The sequence below is a fragment of the uncultured Rummeliibacillus sp. genome, from assembly GCF_934216135.1.
GTDB lineage: Bacteria > Bacillota > Bacilli > Bacillales_A > Planococcaceae > Rummeliibacillus.
The window spans coordinates 17,499-39,863 of record NZ_CAKQBI010000011.1; the positions used below are offsets into that span (position 1 = coordinate 17,499).

Annotated in this window: 20 protein-coding genes and 1 pseudogene; 13 read left to right on the forward strand and 8 right to left on the reverse strand. The window is 35.0% G+C overall.

The genetic code is table 11. The features are described 5' to 3' along the window. Nucleotides 1-16: 16 nt before the first annotated feature. From Q0977_RS09010 to Q0977_RS09020, 3 genes are read left to right on the forward strand one after another with little or no spacing between them, the layout of a single operon-like run. A complete protein-coding gene (locus tag Q0977_RS09010) occupies nucleotides 17-1,132 on the forward strand; it encodes a mandelate racemase/muconate lactonizing enzyme family protein (RefSeq protein ID WP_299512815.1) in 1,116 nt (371 codons plus the stop codon). Further along, a complete protein-coding gene (locus tag Q0977_RS09015) occupies nucleotides 1,116-2,048 on the forward strand; it encodes a C40 family peptidase (protein ID WP_299512818.1) in 933 nt (310 codons plus the stop codon). The genes Q0977_RS09010 and Q0977_RS09015 overlap by 17 nt, the downstream gene beginning before the upstream one ends. 5 nt (nucleotides 2,049-2,053) lie before the next feature. After that, a complete protein-coding gene (locus Q0977_RS09020) occupies nucleotides 2,054-3,061 on the forward strand; it encodes an ABC transporter ATP-binding protein (protein WP_299512821.1) in 1,008 nt (335 codons plus the stop codon). A 361-nt stretch (nucleotides 3,062-3,422) separates the two neighbouring features. On the opposite strand, the gene Q0977_RS09025 is transcribed toward Q0977_RS09020, so the two are convergent. Next, complete coding sequence (locus Q0977_RS09025) at nucleotides 3,423-4,115, reverse strand: B3/4 domain-containing protein (RefSeq protein ID WP_119414531.1); 693 nt, start codon at nucleotides 4,113-4,115, stop codon at nucleotides 3,423-3,425. Between the two features lie 59 nt (nucleotides 4,116-4,174). On the opposite strand from Q0977_RS09025, the gene queG reads away from it, so the two are divergent. The 3 genes from queG to Q0977_RS09040 all read left to right on the forward strand — a co-directional run bounded on the left by queG (nucleotide 4,175) and on the right by Q0977_RS09040 (nucleotide 6,395). After that, nucleotides 4,175-5,311 carry a tRNA epoxyqueuosine(34) reductase QueG gene (gene queG, locus Q0977_RS09030; RefSeq protein WP_299512826.1) on the forward strand — a complete coding sequence of 379 codons (1,137 nt, stop codon included), beginning with the start codon at nucleotides 4,175-4,177 and terminating at the stop codon, nucleotides 5,309-5,311. Nucleotides 5,312-5,417: 106 nt separating this feature from the next. Next, nucleotides 5,418-5,891 carry a tRNA (uridine(34)/cytosine(34)/5-carboxymethylaminomethyluridine(34)-2'-O)-methyltransferase TrmL gene (gene trmL, locus Q0977_RS09035; RefSeq protein WP_119414533.1) on the forward strand — a complete coding sequence of 158 codons (474 nt, stop codon included), beginning with the start codon at nucleotides 5,418-5,420 and terminating at the stop codon, nucleotides 5,889-5,891. Between the two features lie 342 nt (nucleotides 5,892-6,233). Beyond that, entirely contained in the window at nucleotides 6,234-6,395 is a 162-nt protein-coding gene (locus Q0977_RS09040) for a hypothetical protein (protein WP_158582308.1), read from the forward strand. A 94-nt stretch (nucleotides 6,396-6,489) separates the two neighbouring features. Here the strand turns inward: Q0977_RS09040 and Q0977_RS09045 are convergent, their stop codons facing one another. Further along, on the reverse strand, nucleotides 6,490-7,791 hold the full coding sequence (locus tag Q0977_RS09045; protein WP_119414534.1) for an NCS2 family permease: 1,302 nt from the start codon (nucleotides 7,789-7,791) through the stop codon (nucleotides 6,490-6,492). Between the two features lie 153 nt (nucleotides 7,792-7,944). Between Q0977_RS09045 and Q0977_RS09050 the strand changes: the two genes are divergently transcribed. Beyond that, nucleotides 7,945-8,772, forward strand: a complete 828-nt coding sequence (locus Q0977_RS09050; protein ID WP_299512833.1) for an aldo/keto reductase — start codon at nucleotides 7,945-7,947, stop codon at nucleotides 8,770-8,772. A 72-nt stretch (nucleotides 8,773-8,844) separates the two neighbouring features. Here Q0977_RS09050 and Q0977_RS09055 read toward each other — a convergent pair whose 3' ends face one another. The 3 genes from Q0977_RS09055 to Q0977_RS09065 form a co-directional block, all read right to left on the reverse strand. Next, on the reverse strand, nucleotides 8,845-9,372 hold the full coding sequence (locus Q0977_RS09055) for a thioredoxin family protein (protein WP_299512836.1): 528 nt from the start codon (nucleotides 9,370-9,372) through the stop codon (nucleotides 8,845-8,847). Beyond that, nucleotides 9,372-9,797 (reverse strand): disulfide oxidoreductase, encoded by a 426-nt coding sequence (locus tag Q0977_RS09060; protein WP_299512839.1) that lies wholly within the window; start codon nucleotides 9,795-9,797, stop codon nucleotides 9,372-9,374. The genes Q0977_RS09055 and Q0977_RS09060 overlap by 1 nt, the downstream gene beginning before the upstream one ends. Before the next feature lie 120 nt (nucleotides 9,798-9,917). Continuing rightward, on the reverse strand, nucleotides 9,918-10,301 hold the full coding sequence (locus tag Q0977_RS09065) for a cupin domain-containing protein (protein ID WP_299512842.1): 384 nt from the start codon (nucleotides 10,299-10,301) through the stop codon (nucleotides 9,918-9,920). 260 nt (nucleotides 10,302-10,561) lie between these two features. Between Q0977_RS09065 and Q0977_RS09070 the strand changes: the two genes are divergently transcribed. The 4 genes and pseudogenes from Q0977_RS09070 to Q0977_RS09085 all read left to right on the forward strand — a co-directional run bounded on the left by Q0977_RS09070 (nucleotide 10,562) and on the right by Q0977_RS09085 (nucleotide 14,414). Beyond that, complete coding sequence (locus tag Q0977_RS09070) at nucleotides 10,562-11,677, forward strand: GAF domain-containing sensor histidine kinase (RefSeq protein WP_124217926.1); 1,116 nt, start codon at nucleotides 10,562-10,564, stop codon at nucleotides 11,675-11,677. A 12-nt stretch (nucleotides 11,678-11,689) separates the two neighbouring features. Continuing rightward, complete coding sequence (locus Q0977_RS09075) at nucleotides 11,690-12,343, forward strand: response regulator transcription factor (protein ID WP_119414540.1); 654 nt, start codon at nucleotides 11,690-11,692, stop codon at nucleotides 12,341-12,343. A gap of 245 nt (nucleotides 12,344-12,588) precedes the next feature. Then, nucleotides 12,589-13,071, forward strand: coding sequence for a DUF6323 family protein (locus Q0977_RS09080; protein ID WP_299512848.1), 483 nt, complete (start codon nucleotides 12,589-12,591; stop codon nucleotides 13,069-13,071). Beyond that, a pseudogene (locus Q0977_RS09085) lies at nucleotides 13,058-14,414 on the forward strand (DUF6179 domain-containing protein). The gene Q0977_RS09080 and the pseudogene Q0977_RS09085 overlap by 14 nt, the downstream one beginning before the upstream one ends. Nucleotides 14,415-14,462: 48 nt before the next feature. Here Q0977_RS09085 and rsgA read toward each other — a convergent pair. The 3 genes from rsgA to Q0977_RS09100 all read right to left on the reverse strand — a co-directional run bounded on the left by rsgA (nucleotide 14,463) and on the right by Q0977_RS09100 (nucleotide 18,189). After that, on the reverse strand, nucleotides 14,463-15,536 hold the full coding sequence (rsgA, locus tag Q0977_RS09090) for a ribosome small subunit-dependent GTPase A (RefSeq protein WP_299512851.1): 1,074 nt from the start codon (nucleotides 15,534-15,536) through the stop codon (nucleotides 14,463-14,465). A 311-nt stretch (nucleotides 15,537-15,847) separates the two neighbouring features. After that, the gene (locus Q0977_RS09095) at nucleotides 15,848-16,744 is read right to left on the reverse strand and encodes a cation diffusion facilitator family transporter (RefSeq protein WP_299512854.1); all 897 of its coding nucleotides are present in this window, start codon (nucleotides 16,742-16,744) and stop codon (nucleotides 15,848-15,850) included. A 92-nt stretch (nucleotides 16,745-16,836) separates the two neighbouring features. Continuing rightward, entirely contained in the window at nucleotides 16,837-18,189 is a 1,353-nt protein-coding gene (locus Q0977_RS09100; RefSeq protein ID WP_299512857.1) for a hemolysin family protein, read from the reverse strand. Nucleotides 18,190-18,849: 660 nt separating this feature from the next. Here Q0977_RS09100 and Q0977_RS09105 point away from each other — a divergent pair. Together Q0977_RS09105 and Q0977_RS09110 are read left to right on the forward strand one after the other, a co-directional pair. Continuing rightward, nucleotides 18,850-20,589: an ABC transporter ATP-binding protein gene (locus Q0977_RS09105; protein WP_119414545.1), complete on the forward strand. Its 1,740-nt coding sequence runs from the start codon at nucleotides 18,850-18,852 to the stop codon at nucleotides 20,587-20,589. 2 nt (nucleotides 20,590-20,591) lie between these two features. Then, on the forward strand, nucleotides 20,592-22,334 hold the full coding sequence (locus Q0977_RS09110; RefSeq protein WP_299512860.1) for an ABC transporter ATP-binding protein: 1,743 nt from the start codon (nucleotides 20,592-20,594) through the stop codon (nucleotides 22,332-22,334). Nucleotides 22,335-22,365: the final 31 nt, after the last annotated feature.

Below are 22,365 nucleotides of genomic sequence, written 5' to 3' on the forward strand. Positions count from 1 at the left end.
AATGAGGTGAGGAACAATGATCATTCGTTCAATTGAGACATTTCAAGTAGCAGTACCGTTAAAAAAAGCGTTTAAAACTGCACTCCGAACTGTTACTGTAGCAGATGCAATTTATGTTCGTATTCAAACGCAAGATGGAAGAGAAGGATTTGGGGAAGCGCCACCCACTCATGTGATTACTGGAGAATCTTTAGCAAGTATTCGATTTACGATTGAAGAAGTGATGAAACCTTTATTGATAGGAAGAGATTTACACTATCATGAACAGCTTTTTCAAGAGCTTCATCGTTCAATGGTACGTAATACAAGTGCAAAAGCTGCAGTCGACATGGCTTTATATGATTTATTGGCACAATATGCTGGACTGCCACTATATCAATATTTAGGTGGAGCGAAATCAGAGTTAACAACGGATTATACCGTTAGTGTAAATGAGCCATCTGAAATGGCAAGTGATGCAGTAAATTATGTAAATGATGGTTTTCAAATTTTAAAGGTTAAAGTGGGAATTGGCGAAATTTCCGATGATATAAAACGGATTAAAGCAATTCGTGAAGCAGTTGGACCAGACATCAAACTTCGTTTAGATGCTAACCAAGGGTGGACGCCAAAAGAAGCAGTGCAAGCTATTAAGCAAATGGAACAAGAACAATTGAATATAGAATTTATCGAACAACCAGTATTGGCACATGATTTGGAAGGATTAAAGTTTGTAACAAATCATACTTTAATCCCTATTATGGCGGATGAAAGTGTCTTTAGTGTATACGATGCTAAACGAGTGATTGAGATGAGAGCCGCAGACTTGATCAATATAAAGTTAATGAAAGCTGGAGGAATCTATCACGCGTTGAAGATTGCCACTTTAGCAGCTAGTCATGATATGAAATGTATGACTGGTAGTATGATTGAAACAAAATTAGGTGTTGGTGCAGCCGCTCATTTCGCTGCAAGTCAATCGAATATTGTCTATTATGATTTTGATGCACCGCTAATGTTAAAAGAGGATTTACTAGATGGCGGTATACAATATATAGATTCCAAAATAACATTTAATCCTGCACCTGGTTTAGGTATTAAAAGGGTGAATAAACTTGTGCAAAGGGGGACTTTAAATGACAGCTTCAAGTAATATTTGGCGTTGTGCAGTACCAGTAGCAACAGTTTGGACTTCTGCATCTTCTGTTAGAGATATCGACGCACCAGGTGTTGAAAATCCGGTACATCTTGTAAAGTGGCTTGAGGCATTGCCATATAAGGAACGAGTAGATTTATGTAATGCGAATCGTATTCAAACACAATTGCTTTTTGGGGAAGAAGTAATTGTTGATGAAATAGTAAATGATTGGGCTAAAATTGTGGCAATTCATCAACCATCTAAAAAAGATAACAGAGGTTATCCAGGCTGGGTTCCAGTAACCCAGTTAAAAGAAGGCGGTACAAACAAAATTAAAAACTATGTAATAGTTACCGCTGATAAAGTTCAATTATGGAGTGAAGATGAAAACCCATTAATAGTTTTGCCATTTAATACAATCTTGCCATTACGAGATGAATGTTCAAAATACTATCATGTCGATACTCCGAATGGGAAAGCTCTTTTAGCAAAAAAGGGTGTGGAGATCACAACAAGTAGTACAACAGGAAATCCAACAACAATCGATCAAGCGGTTGCTAAAGGATTAGCATTCTTAGATTTGCCTTACCTATGGGCGGGAATGTCATCTTATGGATACGATTGCTCTGGTTTTACATATAACATGTTGAAAGCATGTGGCATTATTATTCCACGTGATGCAGGAGAGCAAAAAGAAGCAGGTCAAGCAGTTGATAAAGAAAACCAGGAAGAATGGCAAGTTGGAGATTTACTGTTTTTTGCAGATGACTTTGGGAAAGCGCCCGTTCGCCATGTAGGGCTTTACTTCGGAGATGGGAAGATGATACATTCTCCGCAAACTGGAAAAACGGTAGAAATTATTACGCTAGCAGGTACCAAATTTGAAGAGGAACTTTGTGGAGTTAGTCGATATCAAGCAAAATTGGGGTGAGCATCATGAAGGGTGAAGTATTACTATCTGTTGAAAATTTAAAAAAATATTTCGAACTAGGAAAAGGAAATACATTAAAAGCGGTCAACGGTATTAGCTTTGATATTTATAAAGGGGAAACATTCGGTCTTGTAGGCGAATCTGGATGCGGTAAATCGACGGCAGGACGTACTATTATGGGTCTCTATAATCGCACGGATGGAAAAGTTCTATTCGAAGGAAGAGATGTACATGCACAAGTAGGAAAAGATAAAGATCAAATGCTAAAAAATATGCAAATGATATTTCAAGACCCTTATGCTTCTTTAAATCCACGTTCGACAGTATTTGAGATTATTGCGGAACCGATGGAAGTTCACGGATTATATCAAGAGAAAAAAGCTTTACGTGAACGAGTCTATGAATTATTAGAAGACGTGGGTCTAAATAGAGAACATGCTAATCGCTATCCACACGAATTTTCGGGCGGTCAACGGCAGCGTATTGGGATTGCTAGAGCTTTAGCCTTGAATCCTGAATTTATCATAGCAGATGAACCTATTTCAGCGTTAGATGTATCTGTCCAAGCATCTGTTGTAAAGCTATTACAACGTTTGCAAAAGGAAAAAGAACTAACTTACTTGTTTATCGCGCATGATTTATCAATGGTCAAATATATTTCGAGTCGTATTGGGGTTATGTATTTGGGCCAAATGGTAGAGCTCACAAGTTCTGAACAGTTATACCACAAACCGCTTCATCCCTATACGCAAGCATTATTATCGGCAATTCCTATTCCAGACCCAGATATAGAAGAACAAAGGGAGCGGATTATATTAAAAGGTGAATTGCCTAGTCCTATCAATCCACCTTCAGGATGTGTATTCCATACACGTTGCCCGATGGCTAAAGAAGTTTGCAAGCATATGGAACCTCGATGGCAAGAAAAAGAACAAGGGCATTTCGTGGCTTGTCATCTATATGATGATGAGGTTATGAGAGCTGAAAAAGAAGCTTCATCAACTACTGTATAGATGCAAAATAGGTTCTAAAAGTAAAACTTTGAGGCGTAGTAGACAACAAGACCTACACTTTTATAAATACTAAATTGCAGCGAAAGAAGCAAGAAATATTTATGGAGGTGCTCCTTTGGAAAGGGAGGTAAAGAAAGGTTTAATTAAAGTTTTAACCGTGACTATTGTCGGCTGCATTCTTGTATTATTGGTACCAATTCTTTTTCATTATTATTTTTAATTTATCTAACTTTCTTAAATTCAAAATCCACCTCTTGAGATAAGAGGTGGATTTTTTGTTTCTAACTGATATATATTGAGTTGTATTTACGTTGGTATGACAAGGTCGGCTTACAACTAATAATAAGCCTCCTACTCGAAGCTATATTTCGACTTCTCTATGTTCTTTTGTTATTAGAGCAATTGTGTAGTCACCACCGTGAATTTGAGAGAACATTTTGCCAGCAGCATTTAATAATTCTATACTTTCCTCATCTGAAAAAGATGGACGTAAATAGAATAGTTGAATGGCATCAGTTGTATTTTCTGTAACAGCTGTCCGCTTAGAGTCAACGAATGGACTACCGAAAGGTCCTTTTGAATCTTTTGAATGGGCTATATTTTTTAATGAATTAAAACGACCGTTCAAGCCCTCATATCCGGTCTCCTCATTGCCGAGCGCAATCACAATATCTCCATCTATTAAATTTTCATCGTAAATCCCAATAGGAATTTCATATTGAAGAGAAAAGAAATTATTCAAATCTACTGCAGATTGGAAAGGGGTTAAATAGTTTTGTTTGGCAATTCTTCTCATTAAGCTTTCTGCTGAATGACGATAACGATTTTGATCACCACCTAAAGCTTTCCATGTTGAACGCCATTCTTTAATACCAGGTCTTTCTGTAACAGCTTGTTCTTGTAATTCTAGAAAAAGGTTTTCTTGATACAATTGTGTTCTCCCTTTAATCATTTGAGGAGATTCTGCTACTACAATTTTGGTATAATGAATAATGCCGATTTTAAATGCCGGTACTAGATTTGTTAATGATGAGTCCAATGTTATTTTAGTCACTATACATCACCTAATCATATATTTTTTCCAGTTTATCATAGAAAGAGGAGTGAAACCAAATGAATATGACTGAGCTAAAACAAGAGTTCATCGCCTATGCACAAAGCATAGGCGTCGATAAAATTGGTTTTACTTCTGCATCACCATTTATGGAATTAAAGAATCACCTTCGTCGTCAACAAGAATTGGGTTATCAATCTGGTTTTGAAGAATCAGATATAGAGAAACGAACAGAACCTAAACTTTTACTGGAGAATGCGGCAAGTATAATAGCGATTGCGATCGCTTATCCATCAAAGATGCAAAATGCACCTCAAGGAAAAAAAGGTGCAAGACGTGGAATATTTTGTCGTGCTTCTTGGGGCATCGATTATCATACTGTTTTGCGTGAGAAGCTTGCGTTATTGGAGGCATTTCTTCAAGAAAAAGTACCTGAATGTAAGATACGTTCAATGGTCGATACTGGAGAATTATCAGACCGTGCAGTAGCAGAAAGAGCCGGTATTGGCTGGAGTGGAAAGAATTGCGCCGTCATTACACCTGAATATGGTTCTTACGTATACTTGGGTGAGATGATTACAGATTTACCATTTGAATCAGACGAGCCGATGGAAGATCAGTGTGGAGAATGCAGATTATGCTTAGATGTTTGTCCAACAGGTGCGCTTGTTCAGGGAGGACAACTAAATTCAAAAAAATGTGTTGCTTATTTAACTCAGACAAAAGGATTTTTGCCAGACGAATACCGTGCTAAAATAGGTAATCGTATTTATGGCTGCGACACGTGCCAAACTGTTTGTCCAAAAAATAAAGGGAAGAGTAACTGGATACATGAGGCATTTAAGCCCGATCCTGAAGTGGCAAAACCATTACTTGAACCTCTATTAGCCATTTCAAACCGTGATTTTAAAGAAACCTATGGACATATATCTGGCTCTTGGAGAGGCAAGAAACCCATTCAACGAAATGCTATAATCGCATTGGCGCATTTTAAAGAAGTCTCTGCTTTACCTACTTTGATCGAAGTTTTTCAAAAAGATGAGCGCCCTGTTATACGAGGAACAGCTGCATGGGCCATTGGTAAAATCGGTGGTAAAGAGGTAGAAGAAGTGTTACGAGAAGGTCTCATCCGAGAAAAAGACGAGGAAGTTCAATTAGAAATACAAAAAGGGTTAGCGTTTATTAGCGGCCAATAAAAACTAACAATAGTAGGGATTAGCATCACGTCCTGTACGTAAACTTCACATGTATTGAAGTTTCGCTTTATAATTGTTATTAGAAAAATAAAGGAAGTGTCTCGAAGTGTCTTTACACATCGTATTATATCAACCAGAAATCCCTGCAAATACAGGTAATATTGCCAGAACTTGCGCAGGAACAAATACACATTTACATCTAATTCGTCCATTAGGATTTTCAACAGACGATAAAATGTTAAAAAGAGCAGGCTTAGATTATTGGCCAAAAGTTAATATTACTTATTACGATTCTATAGAAGAATTTTACGAAAAAAATGCAGAAGGTACTATCTACTATATTGAAACATTTGGAACAAAAGCATATTCAGATTTCGACTATAGTAACACAGAAGAAGAAATATATTTCATGTTTGGAAAAGAAACGACAGGCATTCCAAAAGAAATCATTCAAGAGCATCAAGAACAATGCTTACGAATTCCACAAAGTGATAATGTTCGTTCTTTGAATCTATCTAATACTGCAGCTATTGTAATTTTTGAAGCCTTACGTCAACAAGGGTTTAGAGGCATGCACTAACAAATATATAAAAAGAGGGCAACCATAAAAGGCTGTCCTCTTTTTATATAAATGATTATTTTTCAGAATACGGTTTGTCTTCATAACCAGCAGTGAAGATTGCAGTTAAGAAAGATAGAATAACTCCAAGTATTAATAATAATTTCATGGAAGTACCCTCCTCATAATAAATGAAAAAGTAAAAGTTCTCTTACAAGTATAGCCCAATTTCACCAAAAATGAAATGTAATTTCCAAACTAAAATATGGCGGAAATTGGTCATTATCTAATCATGATTTTTCAATTCATAACATCTGTATTACTGTACAGAATAAGAATAACCTATTAAAAGGAGTGTTAATCATGTCAAGAGATAAAAAAGCAAAAGAAAATGGATCAATGGCCATTTCATTTGACGATGTTGAAAATCTTGGATGGCAAATGGAAAAACGCAGAAGTGAAACGGAACTAGAAGAAGTAGGTAGAGAGCAAGACCCTGAACAATTTGATGATAATAATAAATAAAAAATAATATTAGTGGAAAAAGTTAAAAAAGCAATTGGAGGAGAAAAATCTCTGTTCCAATTGCTTTTTAAATATAAAGAATAAGGTATTTTAATTATCTTAAGAAAATAAGCTGAATAGCAAATAAAATAGCAAAGAAATATAACAATGGGTGAACCTTTTTTGCATCACCTTTGACTATTTTTAAAATAGGATAAGCGATAAATCCAAAGGCTATACCTGTTGAAATACTTGATGTCAAAGGCATGATTAGAATGATTAAGAAAGCAGGGAATGCTTCATCAAATTTACTCCAATCGATATCTTTGACAGATGCAATCATCAATGTACCTACAATAACTAATGTTGGTGAAGTAATAGCAGCAACGCCAGAAACAGCACCAACTAAAGGACCAAAGAATGAAGAAACGATAAAAAGAATAGCAACTGTTAGAGTAGTTAAACCAGTTCGACCACCAGCAGCAACGCCAGAAGATGATTCAACAAATGCTGAGTTTGGGCTTGTACCAAACATAGCCCCAATTGTAGTACCAAGTGAATCTGCTAAAAGAGCTTTACGAGCGCGTGGTAACTCATTTCCTTTCATCAAACCAGCTTGCTTCATAATACCAACGAGTGTCCCAGTTGTATCGAACAAAGTGACTAAGATGAAGGAGAATACTACACCATATAAACCATAATGGATGACATCTCCAAATGCATCTACTGGGTTCCAGATTAAAATGCCTTTAGGTAAATGTGGAATTGCTAATACCTTTTCAATTTTCAATTGTCCTGTAAATGCAGCGATAATACCGGTTGTAATCATCCCGATAAACAAGGCACCTCTTACATTTCTCACCATTAACACAACTGTAATGATCAATCCAAACAAAGTTAACATAACCCCAGGAGAAGATAAATCACCAAGTTTAACAAGATTACTACTTTCGTCTGCAACAATTACATTACTCATACGCAAACCAAGAAAAGCGATAAATAAACCAATACCTGCAGTAATTGCACGTTTTAAATTTTCAGGAATTGCTGTAATTAGTTTCGCACGAAGAGGAGTTAAAGATAGGATAATAAATATAATACCTGCTACAAAAACTGATGCAAAGGCAGTCATATAATCTATTTTTCCATTTGAAGCTAACACAACTGAATAAGTAAAATATGCATTTAAGCCCATACCAGGTGCAATTGCTATTGGATAATTAGCACAAAGTGCCATCCATAAAGTTCCTACAACTGCTGAAATAATAGTAGCCATAAATACTTGGTCAACAGGCACTCCAGCTTCAGATAAAATTACTGGATTGACGACAATAATATAGACCATTGTAAGGAATGTTGTGATCCCAGCAATTATTTCTGTTTTTATATCAGTATTATTTTCTTTTAAATGAAACAACAAAATACCTTCTTTCTAAACACGAACGTTTTTAACAACATTTAATATAATATTCGTTTATGAAATAAATTGCAACCGTTCAGAAAAATTCATTATTCTCGAAATACTTTGATAATATTTGTATAATAAGAATACCCAAAAGGAGGAAATAACATGTATTCAATAACTTCAACAAAAAAATTACATAACGGTATAGAAATGCCACGTTTTGGATTAGGTGTTTATAAGATGGATCAACCAGAAGAAGCGTTCAATTCGATTAGAAAGGCGTTGGACACTGGTTATATTGCAATTGATACAGCAGCATTTTATAAAAATGAACAACAAGTTGGAGAAGCGCTTCGTGCATCTGGAAAACGTAGAGAAGAAATTTTTATCACTTCAAAAGTTTGGAATACCGATCAAGGTTATGACGAAACTTTAAGAGCGTTTGAAAAAACATTAACGGCTCTTAATACCGACTATTTAGATTTATATTTAACACATTGGGCAGTTCCTGATAAATTTACAGAAACGTATCGTGCAATTGAAAGAGTATATGATGAGAAGTTACTTCAAGCAACAGGTGTATCAAATCACCAAATCCATCATCTTGAAAAGCTCTTTGCAACGGCAAATGTAAAACCAATGGTAAACCAAGTCGAATTACATCCTTACCTTTCTCAAGTCGAATTACGCGAGTTCTGTCAAAAAAATGATATTGTCATTACTGCTTGGTCTCCTCTAGGTAGAGGTCGTGTTTTACAAGATGAAACTATTGCTGCAATTGGTCAAAAATATGGTAAATCAGTTGCCCAAACCATCATTCGATGGCATTTACAAAGTGACCATATAGTCATACCAAAATCAGTAACTCCAAGTCGTATCGAAGAAAACGCAAATGTATTTGATTTTGAACTTACTGCAGAAGATATGGCGGCAATCGATGCACTAAATCGTAACGAACGTTTCGGTTCACATCCAGATCATTTTTCTTTTTAGTACACAAAAAAACAACGCCTCATGAGAAATCTGAGGCGTTGTTTTTCATTTGTTCTAGAGTTTTTAATAGGATTATCTATCCTTCAAAATCGTTGCTTCAAAGAATAGTTTAAAAATGTCCTCTTTTTGTTCTCCAACAACACGTGCTTGTTCTTTACCATCTTTATAGTAAACAAGCGTTGGTGTTCCTTCAATATTATATTGATCCCAACCTTGTTCAAATTCAAGTAGATTATATTGGTCGATATGAACACCCATATCTTTTGCTAGAGGCATTAAGATCGGAGTGATTCTCTTACAATGTGGACAGTCGGATTTGAAGAAATAGACCATTTCTTCGTCGCCACTAGAGATTTTCTTTTCTAAGTCTTCAGGTAAAATAATATTTTGATAGTTTTTATCATCTAAAATATCAATCGTAGACTGTGCTAAATCTGTTTTACCGTAAAGGTTATTAGAACCGGAAGTCTTCTCTTTGTTGGAACTATTATTTAAGAAATAAAGTGTAGCAAATGCGGCTATCACGATGAAACCAATGATTAAAATAACCGTTAACTTATTGTCGTTCTTCTGGGCATTATTTTTTTTAGAATTTGCCATTAATGTTCCTCCTTAAGTGCTTTTAACATATAGAAGCTTGTACCAGCTATCAAGATAAAGGCTATAAGTGAAAGGAATGGAATAGTGATAAATCCAAACCAGTTAATATAATCTGATGTACAAGGTACTCGTCCACATGAAACAGCTGATTCTTGTAGTGCAGGTAATTTTTGAATACCATAATGATACAATGCAATACATACACCTAAACAAGAGAAAATAGCACTTGTAACTGCAATCCGGGCGTTTTTCTGAACATATGCCACAGCTAGTACAATGACAAGTGGGTACATTAGAATGCGTTGAAACCAACATAATTTACAAGGTTCAAAATTTTGGACTTCTGAGAAAAAAAGAGAGCCCATTGTTGCGATTTGTGATACAACCCACATAAAAAGTAAGCTATACTCCAACTTTTTTGACATATGAAATCTCCTAATCTTAGTATATTCTTTTCCGATTATAATAATAATAATAGTAGATGTAAAACATTAGTACTCGAATGAGGATTTATTTTCCACTAATATTATTTCATAAAAAAGTTCTTAATCACTACAGTGTAAAGCTTCACTCGATAAAGTATCCAATAATATACTATCTTCACTAATGTTAAATCCTTCTATTATAAGCGCAACCAATCCTTGATTAGACTTAGTTTCATGCCATTCTCCATGATCCCAGAATACGGCTATACCTTTTTGGACGGAATAATATTTTTTATCTTCATTGCAAACGACGCCTTCGCCTTCAAGTAAATAGAGTAATTGAGGTGTTGTTGTTTGATGAAACCCAATTTTACCATTTCCCTTTAAAGTCATAACTGAAATTCTTAGCTCACAATTTAAATGCATAAAAGAGTTCATAAGAAAATTAGAATTATATTGTGTCACTCGCTTTGCGTTCTCTGCGTTCATCTTATAAAACTTCATATATTACTCCTCCTTTTATCTGTATATCTTACTTTGAACAGGTTTGGTAACACTATAGCTATGTGATCTATCTTATTTCTTATATTAAAGAAGATATTAGACAAATCCTCTTTTAAATTTCAATTTGACATATTAAAGGCTTATTTTTCCGTAAACAAATATCAGTCTAATTACCGAGAGGCTAATCATGCCATGAAAGATAGGTCAGTGGTATGATTAAGAAAAGAAGAGAATTGGGCATCCAAGATTGGAGGCAATTGATGAATTCTACAGATCATTCAAATATTAGTTTATTAAAAGAAATTGCAGAATTATTAAACGAAGGAACAGAAATGCAACCAATGCTCCAAGGTGCACTACGGAAATTTTTAAAAGGTACTAATTTTGAAACAGGTTGGATTTTCTTTGTCAATAAACGGGGGAGACATGAGCTTATTGCACATGAGAATTTACCACTTGCATTGGAGGATCGAAATTGCCATTTCCTTGAAAAAGGTGGTTGTTGGTGTATTTCAAAATATCGCAATCAAGAATTGATGAAAGCTTCTAATATTATTGAGTGCCAACGTATTGAGAATGCTACTACTGCTTGTGTTGGTGATTGTGCAGGTATTACTCATCATGCGACGGTACCTTTACAATCTGGACAAGAACGATTTGGATTACTAAATGTAGCTTCACCGAATACAGTACGTTTTACTGACGATGAATTAGCCTTGCTTGAATCGGTCGCTTTCCAAATGGGTTCTGCAATCAAGAGGATACTTCTAACAAAACAAGAGCAAGAAATGGCGCTTGTACAGGAACGTAACCGACTTGCGAGAGATTTACATGATTCGGTCAATCAATTACTCTTCTCTGTCACGTTAACTTCACGAGCAGGTATTGAAATGGCAGAGAAAACAGAGACAAAAGAAACTTTTAAAGAAATTCAAAATTTAACACAAGAGGCACTTACAGAGATGCGTGCTTTAATCTGGCAACTTCGTCCAAAAGGTTTAGAAAGTGGTTTAATCGAAGCGATAAAAGGATACGCTGAAATGCTCGGTTTACAGCTGAAAGTAAAAGTATCTGGCGTACTCCAACTACCTTCTCGTATTGAAGAGACACTTTTCAGACTAACGCAGGAAGCGCTTAACAATGTAAGAAAACATGCAGGTGTTAAAGAAGCACAAATTTTCATCACGATTACACAAACAGATGTATTACTTGTTATAAAAGATGAAGGTAGAGGATTCCAAGTTGACTCACTCGTCCAACTACCTTCAATCGGGTTACAAAGTATGCGTGACCGCACAAAAGCTTTAGGTGGCTCGGTTGATTGGGTAAGTAATTTGGGCAAAGGAACAGAAATCTTAATCCGTTTACCTTATTAAAGGGGGATAAGTATGATTAACGTTTTAATAGCTGATGATCACCATGTGGTAAGAAGGGGATTGTTGTTCTTCCTTAAAACTCAAAAGGATATCGAAGTAGTAGGAGAAGCTTGTAATGGCAAAGAGGCAGTCGAACTAACTAAAGAGCTACATCCTGATATTGTATTAATGGATTTAGTCATGCCTGAAATGGATGGTATCCAAGCGACAAAACGCATTAAGGCAAAATATCCAGAAATACAAATTTTGATGTTAACAAGTTTTTCTGATCGTGACCATGTTGTACCTGCTATTGAAGCAGGGGCAGCAGGTTATCAATTAAAAGATATCGAACCTGATGAGCTTGTTTTAGCAATTCGACGAATTATGGCTGGGGAAAATATTATGCACCCACAAGCAACAACACAACTTATACGAAATCGTGAGATAATGGAAGATCTTCCACATGTCAAACATCCACTGACAAAAAGAGAACAGGATGTCCTAGCCGAATTGACAAAAGGAAAAAGCAATAAAGAAATTGCGGCATCACTTTTCGTTACTGAAAAAACAGTGAAAACACATATTTCGAATATCTTCGCTAAGCTAGAAGTACAAGACCGGACACAGGCTGCACTCTATGCTGTAAAACATGGTTTAACAGAAGGTAGCGGAGAAGATTATTAGGAAATATCTTAATATAAAAAATCGCCATCTCTTAGTGTAGAGAGGCGATTTTTTATTTTATTTATATAAATGAGTAAAATTCAATATTCAATCTCTCTATAGACAATATCCACTTTTATATGGTATTATATAAAATCTATAAAGGTGTATAATATTTAAATATATCATAAATATTATAATTTGTCAAGTTTAATTCGTTTAAAATATTAAAAAAATTGAAGGTGACTCGATTGGATTTTAATATCATGAATATACATTCATCCTTAATTTCAAAACAGGCTATGCAAGAAATTATTCAATGTAATGATTTTACTACTAAATATGGTCTTAGTTTAACGGAACAACAAGCAATGGAATTAGTTAAAACAAGAAATCAAGTATTAAGTTCAAATGGTCGAGTTGAATTTAGTGGAGGAATTATTCATAAAATCATTCAGGAATTTTGTGACTCTCCTTATATTACAAAAGACAATTACGTCTCTACAATCCAAGAACTCATTGAAATCTTTTACTATTACAAAAATGAAACGGAAGATTTAGTGAGCGATGATGATTTAATCTATTTCATGGGAAATGCCTTTAATCAAAAATGTCAAGGGTCTCTAGAGTTACTTTCTGGTAGAGAACTAGATAAAATAGCTACGAATCTTAGGTATGGAAAAAATACATTAGATGATGAAGAAGCTGATTGCGAGAATGAGGATGATGATAATTATGAGGAGTATTGAAAAGTTTGGTGAGATATATCGATTTAATCTAAGTGAAGAATTTTACGTTCAATCTCTTTTAGAAATAGCTGTTCAAAAGAATATATTAACACTAGAAGAATTAGAAATAATCCAGGTTCAATGCATACAACTTCTTAACAGCCAAATCGAAAAATATAATAATGGTCAATCTAGTTCCGTTAGAATTGAAGTGGCTGAGGGAATCATGAAGTCGATTCTTTATACAATAGGCATTCAATTAAAAACGTTTCCAACCCCGAAAGACGCAGTTAATATGTTAAAAACAACTACAATCGAAAAACTGTATCAACTAGGAAGAAAAAGAATTGATCAAAAGTTAAAAGCGACAAAGGTTCTTACTAATCTAATGTTGGAAAATAAGTTGGATACTCCTCAAGAAATATACAACTGTGACAGAAGGAGTAAAGGGCTTTTTTAAAATTTATAATCCAAATTTCGAAGCTCACGAAATTCATATTACCGCCGATTATCCAGTTTGTGTGCCAATCAATGGTTTTGTTGGCATTGAATTTATGCAAAAAAATGTAGAAACCATTAATTATGAAAATATATTTTGTCGGTATTTTTCATCAGAGGCTATTCACTGCCTATTAAGTGGATATCAAGAAGAGTATCAATATTTAGTGATGAATATATATGAAAAGGTACTTACAACAGCAATTGGTTGCAAAATCATTGGAAAGGATTCGAGGGATTTAACAATCTCTAAGATTCAAAAAAATTATCTGTTGAATTTTTTATCCACACAATCAGTTGAGCAATTAAAAGAAATTGTATTGAAGGCAGCTAAACTTCTAAAGAATGAGCTAGGTATTAATGCCGGTGCTTTAGAAAAGTACATTGACAAAAGTTTAACAATCATAGTGATGAATATAGTTACAGCAGTAAAATTGAATACGCTCGATCAACAATTTATAACCGCAAAATATATTGAAAATGACTATAAGATAAAATTTTCAGAAGGTAGCAAAATAGACGATGAGTTATATAGAAACGTCATTGAAGAAATAAAAGACTGTCGCTATACTTCTGATAAATTATCGATTATAAAAAGTGAAATACATTCTATGAGTGATTTAGAAGATGTGATTAGAGATGCAGCATTATCAAAAAGTGAAATTATAGAAGTTTTTGATTTACTAAATCCTATTGAGATTGCTGCACTTTTAAAACGTCACTCTTCTAATTTGGATCTGGAATTTGATGGAGTGAGTGAAGATGAAATGCGATTTAGAGAATGCTTGGATATATATCTATCTTTACAACCTAATAATATAAGGAGTCAAATAGTAAAGGCTTCTCACCACATTGAAGAGAAATAACAAGAAATACAAAAAAAGAGGGGATAAGGACCCCTCTTTTATCTAACTCTACCTTCTTGTTTTCTTTTTAATTTGATTTGAAGCTTTTTTCCATCTGTTTCGCTCAGCTAATTGAGCTTGGGTATTCGTCTTTCTTTCAATAAATGCAAGTTCACGTTTTAGTTTAAAATAGCTGTTGTATCTTTCTTGCTCAAGAGTTCCTTCTGCAAGAGCTGTAAGCACTGCACATCCAGGTTCCTTTTTGTGTTCACAATCTCTAAAACGACAATGTTGAGCGAGTGTTTCGATATCATTAAAACTACTATCTAGGCTACCTGAATTATTCCATAATTGAAATTCCCGCATTCCAGGCGTATCAATCAGCAACCCTCCATTTGGCAATTGGAAAAGCTCACGATGTGTCGTTGTATGTCGTCCTTTATCATCATCTGTACGAATGGTTTGCACGGACATAACGTTTTCCTTACAGAGTGCGTTTGTTAAAGAGGATTTGCCAACACCGGATGAACCAAGTAAAGCCCCTGTATGGCCATCTGAAAGTAATTGTTGCAATAGGTCAATCCCTTCACCAGTAAAACTACTGACTGTGTAAATTGGAACACCAAAGGCGATTGTTTCAACTTGGTCTACATATTCTGAAGGATCTTCGCACAAGTCCTTTTTGGTTAAGACAATAATAGGATTCGCCCCAGAATCATAGGCAGCGATTAAGTATCTTTCCAATCTACGTAGATTAAAGTCTTTGTTTAAACTCATGACTAAAAAAATATAATTGATATTAACAGCAATAATCTGTTCTTCGACGCTACTACCCGCAACTTTTCTTGAGAAAAGAGAAGTTCTTGGAAGGATTGTATGAATCATCCCTTTTTCTTCTCCGGGCATTTGTTCTAGTACAACCCAATCTCCAATTGCAGGATAGTCGCGGCGAACTTGAGCGTTATATTGAAAATGACCAGAAGGTGTAGCTAGCCATTCACCAAATTCTGTCATCACCCGATATGAATGCTTATGTTCCAATAAAACTCGACCAACTGTTAAATGTTCGTTTGTATTTAAATGCTTATATGCTTCAAATTGTTTTTGCCAATTATTATTCCAACCGTAATCTTGTAAATTCACTTTTGTTCCTCCTAATGTGTGTAGGCTTAAGAGCCATTTTCATTTTGAACTTCACAGCTAATGTTGAGCTAATAGAGTCCTGAAAAATAAAAAAACCTGTAACTGCAAATTGGCAGTCACAGGTTTCACGCACATTAGAAGAGAATGTACTTAAAAAGCACATACGTAGTGAGTGTATCGTAACAAACCAATTTGCTTGGATTCAATGAATGATAGAATTTTCATGATACCTCACCTACTTTCTCTTAGTTGATACAATATTAACAGTTATTACTTATAGTGTCAATATTTATCTTTTGATTTGTGAATTATTAAAAGATATTATGCTCATGATCACGTTCTAAACCTTCTGGCTCTATATGAACTAGTACTACTGCAAATGGTTTTACACGACGAATGGTTTTCTCAATTTCTTCGGTAATATGATGACTTTGCCAAACATTTAGATCAGGGTTTACAGTGACGGTTAGATCGACGAAAATTAGATTACCATGATTACGACCTTTAAAATCTATCAATTGAATAACGCCATCTACTTTTTCAACAAGGACAGACAGGGCTTCTAATTCCCCTTCATCAAAGCCATCTGTTAATGTATGAACTGCTTCAAAAAATATCTCCCACGCAGTTTTTAAGATTAAACAGCCTACAGCTACAGCAGTAATTGAATCGATAATCGGAAAGCCGAAAATAGCGCCGAAAATCCCAATTGCAGTTCCGATACTGACCCATGCATCTGAACGATTATCGTATGCGGCAGCTTTTACTGCTGAACTTTCAATGCGATTTGCTAGTCTAATATTAAATAAGTAAACAAAGTACATCACGATACCACTGCCAAGTGCAACAAATGCCGTTAACAATGATGGTGTAGCATGATTGTGGTCAATAAAACTTTTCGCAGCATTAAATAGTACTTGAAAACCTACAATTGCCATGATAAAAGAAGCGATAAGTGATGAAATCGTTTCAGCACGTAAATGTCCGTAATGATGGTCCTTATCGGGTGGCTTTTGAGAAATTCGAAGTCCGACTAGAACAGCAACAGATGCGATAATATCCGTTGTATTATTTAGCCCATCTGCTTTAAGGGCAGTAGAATGCCCTATAAAACCTATGGCTAATTTGGTGGAACTTAGGATAAGGTAGGTGAAAATACTAAGCCAAGCACCTTTTTCCCCTTGTCTTAAATTTGTATATAAGTCCACAATGTTTCCCCCTTGCAAAAGTTTCAGACAAGCGAAAACGACGCACACTAGATTTAGTGTGCGTCGTTCTCTGTTTAGTTAAACAATAAAAGTTATTCTTCAGATGTGTTGTTTTCTTCATCAGTTGAAGCTTGTTCTTTTAATTCTTCTGGAAGTTTGATGACTTCCAGATAAAGAATATGGTGACCATCTAATTCTTTGATGATAAATTCATAACCTTGTTCAGTAATTTTTTCCCCTTTTACTGCATCAAAATCTTTAGTCATGAACCAACCACCAATTGTATCGATATCTTCTTCTTCAATGTTAATACCTAAAAAGTCGTTTACATTTTCGATTAACATTTTGGCATCTAAGATATAGTGATCATCTTCAATTTTACGGATTTCAGGGACTTCATCTTGGTCAAATTCGTCACGGATATCACCGACAATTTCCTCAATAATATCTTCAATCGTAACAAGACCTGAAGTACCACCATACTCATCCATTAAAATAGCCATATGGATTCGTTCGCGTTGAATTTTTAAAAGTAAATCACTAACTGGCATTGTTTCAAATACACGAATAATCGGTTGCATATATTCAGTAACCGGTTTTGAACCGTTTGTAGGATCTTTAATATAAGCTGTTAAAAGATTTTTCATATTGACAAGGCCTATAATATGGTCTTTGTCCCCATCGATAATAGGGTAGCGAGTATATTGTTCCACGCCCATGACTTCAAATACTTCTTTTAATGTCAGCTCTTTTTCGATACCAATGATTTCTGTACGAGGTACCATGATTTCTTTGGCAATACGATCGTCGAATTCAAAAATGCTATTAACATATTTATATTCAGACTGATTAATCTCGCCGCCTTTTAAACTATCAGACAAGATGATTCTTAATTCTTCCTCTGTCATTGCAACTTCGGACTCTTTCATACCTTTTAAACCAAATAGGGCAGCTAAGCCATTGGCTGAAGAATTTAAGAGTTTTATGAATATGAACATCACATTATGGAATCCGATTAAAAAGCCAGAGATATTAAGGGCTACACTTTCTGCTTTTTGAATCGCTAATGTTTTTGGTGCTAACTCACCCATAACTACGTGGACAAATGTCACGATAGAGAATGATAGAATAAATGATAGGATAGATGTAATACTAGAATTTAAGTTAAGTAAGTTGAATAGTGGGGCTAATAGTTTAGCAACCGTACCTTCCCCTAACCAACCTAAACCTAAAGATGTAATCGTTATCCCTAGTTGGCAGGCAGATAAATATTCATCTAAATTGGTTACTACCTTTTTTGCTTTTAATGCTTTTTTGTTACCTTCAGCGATAAGCTGATCAATTCGAGTTGTTCTAACCTTTACGATAGCAAACTCTGTTGCTACGAAAACTGCTGAACATGCGATCAAGACAGCAAAAGCTGTCAATCGTATGGCTATGTCCAAAGACTTCCTTTGTTCCAAGACCCAAATGAGGGGGAGAACAAAGTGTACACCTCCTGTGATTTTAAAAATGTTTTAAGAATATAATAAGATATTTTTCGACAAAAGACAAATTATCCATATGCTTTTTGTTTATATTTCTCAAACTTTTTACCTAACGAATCGAATCTTAGTTAAGATTACATAAGATAAATTCTACTATTAAGGTTATTTGAAATAAACATTTATTTTTTTTGCATGGAAAAATATATAATGATAGGATATATTGATAAAATTTTCAAAAAGTATTGACAATTACAAAATCTTAATGTTAATATTTAGAAACACTAAATATTTTGAGGAAAAGGGGGTATGGAACATGAAAATGATTAAGCATAATTCAATCACAAGCAAATTTCATAATGTATCCACACCAAATCCTCCTAATTTTCTTTTCATCTAAAAATTAATGGCAGGTACGGGTGTGTTCCGTACTCGTTAAAATTAGCGCATGCTCATTTTAGGGTATGTGCTTTTTTGTTGCCTTTAATTCATAAAATTTAGTGAAATAACAAAAAAGGGAGTGTGCATGATGTATGTGCGAAAAATGCGAAGGAAAATGAACAAGGATTCGATAGAAGATGGCTAGCTAGACTTTGCAAAAGAAGGGAAGGAAATTGATCTATGTTTGATGTATTAATAAAACTTCAATGGTTTTTTAAAGAAAATTGGAAACGATATACGATTGCTGTTGTGCTATTAATCATTGCTAATACTATAGAAGTACTGCCACCATGGTTAATCGGTGAATCGATTGATTCTATACATCGTGGGACACTTACAAGTATATTATTATGGCAATATATTGGTGCGTTAGCAGGCCTTTTAGTACTTGCGTATATTGTCAATTTTATTTGGCAGTATCAATTATTCGGCGGTTCAAATGTAATTGAGCGGAAGCTTAGAAAAAATTTAATGGCTCAGTTTTTGAAAATGTCACCACCATTCTATGAGCGTAATCGTACAGGAGATTTAATGGCCCGTGCTACAAATGATTTGCGTGCTGTTTCCGTAACAGCCGGATTTGGCATTATGACACTTTTAGATTCAACATTATATCTTGCCACGATTATTCTAATGATGGGCTTTTCAGTATCTTGGAAATTAACGCTTGCAGCAATTATTCCATTGCCTATTTTAGCAATTACCATGCAAATCTTAGGTAAAAAAATTCATGAGAAATATATGATTGCACAAGATGCTTTTGGCCAGATGAATGACCGTGTACTAGAAGCAGTCGAAGGTGTACGTGTTGTCAGAGCATATGTTCACGAACGGGCAACTGAAAAACATTTTGACGACATGACAGAAGAAGTTTATGAAAAAAATATGGATGTTGAAAAAATTGATGCATGGTTTACGCCAATCACAAGAGTTTTAACAGGGTTAAGTTATATGATTGGACTGGGTTACGGAGCATACTTGGTATCAAATGGTGATATTACTCTGGGAAAATTAGTTTCCTTTAACGTTTATCTAGGTATGGTCGTATGGCCGATGTTTGCAATAGGGGAATTGATCAATGTGATGCAACGTGGAAATGCATCATTAGATCGCGTTCAAGAAACGCTAAACGAGAAAGAAGACGTGGCTGATCCTCAAGAACCTATGGTTATTGAAAAACCAAGTTCGGTTGTTTTCCATGATGTAACATTCCAATATCCTCAATCACAATCGACGAACTTGTCACATTTAGAGGTATCTCTAGAAAGAGGGCAAACACTAGGGATTGTCGGTAAAACAGGAAGTGGAAAAACCACAGTAGTAAAGCAATTACTACGAGAATACCCTACTGGTGAAGGAAACCTAAAACTATCTGGTGAGTTAATAGAAGCACAAACAAAAGAGCAGGTTCGTAATTGGATTGGCTATGTGCCGCAAGATCACGTATTATTCTCCCGTACAATAAGGGAAAATATATTGTTTGGAAAGGCAGATGCCACAGAAGAAGAATTACAGACAGCTATTCGAGTTTCATGCTTCGAAAAAGATTTGGAAATGCTACCAATGGGTTTAAATACATTAGTTGGTGAGAAGGGGATATCTCTATCAGGTGGCCAAAAACAACGTATTTCCATAGCCCGTGCTTTAATACGTGATCCGGAGATATTAATCATGGATGATTCACTTTCAGCAGTTGACGCTAAAACGGAGAGTGCGATTATCAAGAATATCCAAGAAATTCGCAAACAGAAAACAACAATTATTGTAACCCACCGTTTGTCTGCAATTATGCATGCGGATTGGATCATCGTATTAGAAGATGGCAAAATTGTTGAAGAAGGTACACATGAACAACTGATTTCAAAAGAGGGTTGGTACAAAGAACAACATGATCGCCAACAGATTGAGGGGGCGAAATAATTATGAGTACAACCAGAAGACTTTGGCGTTATGCCTTACTTTATAAAAAAATATTAGCAACAGGACTTTTCCTTCTAGCAATTGCAGTAGTTGCAGATTTAGCAGGTCCATTAGTTGCAAAGAAGATTATTGATGATCATATCTCAAAAGCTACTGAACAAGGTTTAGAATTTCAACCAATTGCTATTTTATTAGCCGTATTTTTTGGCTTAGCCGTAATTACAGCTATATTCCGATATGGACAATATATTCTATTACAAATGGGCGCAAATCGTATTATTCAAAAAATGCGAAATAATATTTATCAACATATACAAACACTTCCAATTCGATATTTTGACCGTCTACCTGCTGGGAAAGTAGTATCACGAGTTACGAATGATACGGAAGCGATTCATGATTTATTTGTTCAAGTATTGTCTCAATTTGCTTCAAGTTTCATGACGATATTCGGCATCTATATTGCGCTATTTTTCTTAGATTGGAAAATGGCCTGTATTGCATTATTGGTTGTTCCATTGCTTATTCTTTGGGCAATCCTTTATCGAAAGTATGCAGCAAAATACAATCATATCGTTCGTGGTAAGTTGTCTGATATGAATGGAATGATCAATGAGTCTATTAATGGGATGACAATTATTCAAGCATTTGGACGAGAAAAGCAAATGCAAAAAGAGTTTGATGAATTAAATGACGAATATTATAAATATCAAAATAAGCTAGTATTACTAGACTCAGCAACTTCACATAATTTAGTTGGTGTTATTCGTTCACTTACATTTATTATGTTCATCTGGTATTTCGGAAGTGCCGAATTAACTGGAGACAGTGCAATCTCAATTGGTATGTTGTATGCATTTGTCGACTATATTACTCGACTATTTAATCCAGTTACAAATATTGTTAACCAGCTTGCTAACTTAGAAAGAGCGAACGTTGCTTCTGAACGTGTATTTGATTTACTAGATCAACCTGGTGAAGCAGTCGATGATACGAGAATAGACCGTTATCATGGAGATGTGGCATTTAACCATGTTTGGTTTGCCTATAAGGAAGAAGAATATGTATTAAAAGATATCAATTTCAAGGCGAAACAAGGCGAAACAATTGCATTAGTAGGGCATACTGGCTCAGGAAAAAGTTCAATTATGAATCTACTTTTCCGTTTTTACGACGTGACAAAGGGGTCTATTACGATTGATGGACTGAATATTCAAGATTACTCTCGTCAAACTATTCGTGAGCATATGGGCATCGTGTTACAGGATCCTTATCTATTCACAGGTACAATTGCATCTAATGTAAGTTTAGAGGATCCTAAAATTTCTCGGGAAACGGTTGAAAAAGCGATAAAAGCTGTCGGAGGAGATCAAGTATTAGCTAATTTACCTGGTGGTATAGATGAACCTGTTATTGAAAAGGGGAGTACACTTTCATCAGGACAAAGACAACTGATTTCGTTCGCGAGAGCACTTGCATTTAACCCAGCTATATTAATATTAGATGAGGCTACATCTAATATTGATACAGAAACAGAAGAAATTATTCAGCATGCAATGGAAGTATTAAAAAAAGGACGCACAACATTTATCATTGCACATCGACTTTCTACTATTAAAAACGCAGATAGAATTTTAGTACTTGATCGTGGTGAAATTGTAGAACAAGGTACGCATGACGAACTTTTAGCCTTAGGTGGAAGATATAATCAGATGTATAAATTACAATCTGGTGAAATGAAATAATCTTTCTATTTTAGCAATACAAATCGCATGA

Excerpts from the sequence above, each read along its gene's own strand:
- Q0977_RS09010 (WP_299512815.1), top strand. The coding sequence starts at position 17 with ATGATCATTCGTTCAATTGAGACATTTCAAGTAGCAGTACCGTTAAAA.
- Q0977_RS09020 (WP_299512821.1), top strand. The coding sequence starts at position 2,054 with ATGAAGGGTGAAGTATTACTATCTGTTGAAAATTTAAAAAAATATTTC.
- Q0977_RS09055 (WP_299512836.1), bottom strand. The coding sequence starts at position 9,372 with ATGGCAAATTCTAAAAAAAATAATGCCCAGAAGAACGACAATAAGTTA.
- Q0977_RS09050 (WP_299512833.1), top strand. The coding sequence starts at position 7,945 with ATGTATTCAATAACTTCAACAAAAAAATTACATAACGGTATAGAAATG.
- Q0977_RS09040 (WP_158582308.1), top strand. The coding sequence starts at position 6,234 with ATGTCAAGAGATAAAAAAGCAAAAGAAAATGGATCAATGGCCATTTCA.
- queG (WP_299512826.1), top strand. The coding sequence starts at position 4,175 with ATGAATATGACTGAGCTAAAACAAGAGTTCATCGCCTATGCACAAAGC.
- Q0977_RS09070 (WP_124217926.1), top strand. The coding sequence starts at position 10,562 with ATGAATTCTACAGATCATTCAAATATTAGTTTATTAAAAGAAATTGCA.
- Q0977_RS09105 (WP_119414545.1), top strand. The coding sequence starts at position 18,850 with ATGTTTGATGTATTAATAAAACTTCAATGGTTTTTTAAAGAAAATTGG.
- Q0977_RS09060 (WP_299512839.1), bottom strand. The coding sequence starts at position 9,797 with ATGTCAAAAAAGTTGGAGTATAGCTTACTTTTTATGTGGGTTGTATCA.
- Q0977_RS09075 (WP_119414540.1), top strand. The coding sequence starts at position 11,690 with ATGATTAACGTTTTAATAGCTGATGATCACCATGTGGTAAGAAGGGGA.
- Q0977_RS09065 (WP_299512842.1), bottom strand. The coding sequence starts at position 10,301 with ATGAAGTTTTATAAGATGAACGCAGAGAACGCAAAGCGAGTGACACAA.
- Q0977_RS09110 (WP_299512860.1), top strand. The coding sequence starts at position 20,592 with ATGAGTACAACCAGAAGACTTTGGCGTTATGCCTTACTTTATAAAAAA.
- Q0977_RS09015 (WP_299512818.1), top strand. The coding sequence starts at position 1,116 with ATGACAGCTTCAAGTAATATTTGGCGTTGTGCAGTACCAGTAGCAACA.
- Q0977_RS09080 (WP_299512848.1), top strand. The coding sequence starts at position 12,589 with ATGAATATACATTCATCCTTAATTTCAAAACAGGCTATGCAAGAAATT.